2 protein-coding genes are annotated in these 2,953 nt (G+C 57.2%); both read right to left on the reverse strand.

The window, feature by feature from the left end:
- Positions 1-120 precede the first annotated feature (120 nt).
- Entirely contained in the window at positions 121-864 is a 744-nt protein-coding gene (locus CXQ94_RS23220) for a transposase (RefSeq protein WP_258067298.1), read from the reverse strand.
- Positions 822-1,409 (reverse strand): transposase family protein, encoded by a 588-nt coding sequence (locus CXQ94_RS23225; RefSeq protein WP_258067299.1) that lies wholly within the window; start codon positions 1,407-1,409, stop codon positions 822-824. Before CXQ94_RS23225 ends, CXQ94_RS23220 begins: the two co-directional genes overlap by 43 nt.
- Positions 1,410-2,953: the final 1,544 nt, after the last annotated feature.

Consider the following 2,953-nt stretch of genomic DNA (forward strand, 5'->3'; position numbering starts at 1 on the left):
GTGCGGGGCCTCCCTCACTTAAACAACCACCATCAACCGACCACGGCCTCCCCACCAGGAGGCCACACCACTTTAACCAGCTCTCCGCGGTTCGTGGGGATTCGGGTTCGCGGGTGAGTGTCATGCCGTCGTCCGGGCGGCACTTCTCAAGAGAATAGCTTGTCTGTAGTTGTTTGGGTTGCGGTAGCCGCGGCCGGTCCTTTTGATGTGTTTGATGCTGGTCTTGTTGGCTTCTACTTTGCCTGTGGTGGCGCCGGTGACGATGAGAACTTCGATCTCTTTCCACCACCGGCAAAGGGTCCGCCACATCCTGGTTGTCTCTGGCTGATTCGATTCCTTGACGAGGCGTTCGAGCTTTTCCTTGGCCAGTTGGGCATTTTCCAGTGAGCCGGTGCGCAACAGTGTTCGGACTTGTTCTTTCACGTCCCAGGCTGCCTTGAGTTTCCTGGTCGGATCGTCCGTGGCGAAGACTTTCTCTAGCCGTGCCCGGGCACTGCCGGAGAGGGAATCGCCGGCGCGCAGGAGCAGCATCCGATGTGCCCATGCAGGATCCACTGCTCTGCCACGACGACCCCGCACCCGATGAGAGAGTGCCTGCCTCACCTCTGTCAGTGCCTGGTTCGCGAGTTGGATCAAGTGGAAATGGTCAACCGATTCTGCGGTGCGGGGTAGCCACATCCGCAACGCCTTCCGGAACGCAGCAGAGGGGTCAATAGCGACGACCTGCACTCCGAGCCGCCAATCCAGCGGCCGTTTGATCAGCCACGCGCCCACACCCGTATGGTCGCGACCGTCAACCACACCAAGGATTTGCCCAGTGTCTAGGCAACAATGGTCGTCATCCACGGTTCGATCAGTTGCCACGCATTCGTCTCGGTGTTCTTGAAAAAGCGGACGGAACGGAATCGGTGTTCATCGATCGCGAGCATCCTCGGCCGGAGAAGATCAACGTTGGGAAGCTTCATTGCCGCCATGCTCAACGCCTTTTGCACCCGCCACCAGGAGACGCCATGGACGGTGGTGGTTTCCGTCGCGGCGCGGCCAGAGGCAACGACAGCCTTCACGAGCGCGCTGCGGAGCCGGCTCGTGGTGCGCGCCCTGGCCGGGACCTCGAGTGTGGCTTCAAAGAAGGTCTTGTGCGGGCACGATGACTCGTCGCACAACAGCCGCCGCTTGGCCCAAACAACTTCCACTGGACCAGCTACAGGGATATCGCGGACGCGTTGTTGCCGGCCGGAATGGCGCCGTGTGCCAATGACACCGCATCCAGGGCATCCGGATTCAACAGTGCTTTCAATGTGGATCCTGCGTTGGCCAAAACTCAAGATCTGGGTTGCGAGGACACGGTAATCGTCCAGATTGAAGATCGTGGTGGCAGCATCAGGGTGCACCAAAGTAGGCTCGGTCAAGGCTCGTAGTCCTGTCAAAGATGAATGCGTCAGAACATCCATCACAACGCAGGCTACGAGCCACCTTCGTTCAGTGACACGAAACCAGAAATCACCACGAACCACGGAGAGCCGCTTTGAGTCATTGGTTTAGCTATGCAACGTGAAAACGTCTACCAGGCTGCCCCAGCTGGGGTGGAGACGCGCAGGTAGGAACACTGCTTCCACGGGATCCACGGCGTTCCGATCGCTGGCCGGATTGAGATGTTTCGGTAGAAGTATTGCTTGAGCTACCAAGGGCAAGCGTCTGAACGGCTGCCGTTCTTCGATTCCACTGACAAGATTCCGTCAAGGGTGCGTTTCACTGGCAGGCTCCGGGAGAGTTTGGTGGTGCCAAGATTCGGGGCAGGACATGTCAGCAACAGCTGCGGGGTTGGCCGTTCCTGGTGGATGGTTAGCGCCGCGGTGAATGTAGTCTGCCTGTTCACGTACCTAGACGTTGATGCGTTGAGCCCGCCATCTCCCTGGGATCACGAGCGCCCCCCTTCCCTAGCCCTGCACTTCTTCAGGGACCATGTAACAGCGTGGTGGCACCGTAGCTCCATGTTCCACTGCTTTTGGGCTTAGGACTTCACGTACGCCGCGATTAGCTCTCAGCCGCCTTCCCGCAAAGCATTGTGGGTCTGGCTGCCCAGAACAGCGCCGGCGTTGATGGTCGCATCCGCGAGGCCCTGGCGAATGCGGGCCAGAGGTCAATCGCCACCAAGTTGACACAGGCCCCAACCCAGCAAACGGTGGATCAGCTGGGTTATCCCGATCCGAACTGGCAACAGAATGGCTGCTAGGCCTCACGAGCAAGTAGTTGGAACAGATGAGACTCGACCGCCAGATACATTCGTTCCATCCTGTGGTGCTGGCGCAGCCTGCAGCAACTCCTGATGCGTTCCGCGCAGCGAGAATACTCCAGGGCCGCCTTGGACCGGTGGGTCTTCTTTGATGTAGGCAACACCTAGCTTCCAGATCTATCCCTTGCGTCAGCTGTTGGCGCGCAGGGCAACTCAGGACCGCGGTTGCCACGCGACTAGCGAGTCAAGCAGTGCTGTGGGGCCCGGCGGGGCGTGGTGTTGCTATTTGGTCCCCCTATTTGTAGGCATCGTGATCATTTAGGTTCTCCCTGTTTGTGTGGAGGGTTTTCTCAGGTTGTGGTTTTAGTGTGGTGGGTGCGCAGGGTCACAGTGTTTGGGTTGGCTTTGTGGTTGAAAGGTGTGTATTGTTTTTCGAGTTGCCCCGCTTGTTGTGGGTGGCGAATACCCCGTTTATTGGTGCCGGTTTTGCCGGTATTTTTGTGGTGTTTTGTGGGGTTGATTCACTGGTTAGTGGATTTGCTTTTGTGAGGCATTGTGGGTAAGCTTGAAAAGTTGCTCCGGCACTGATCGTCAAGGATTGTTCCGTTTGTTTGCGGGGTTTTTGGTGTGTTGGTCGGGTGTGGTTGTTGTTTGAGAACTCAATAGTGTGCCAAGTTTTATTGATACCAATTTATTTATATTGAATTGGTTATTTGATTG

The organism is Arthrobacter sp. GMC3, assembly GCF_002929305.1.
Lineage (GTDB): Bacteria > Actinomycetota > Actinomycetes > Actinomycetales > Micrococcaceae > Specibacter.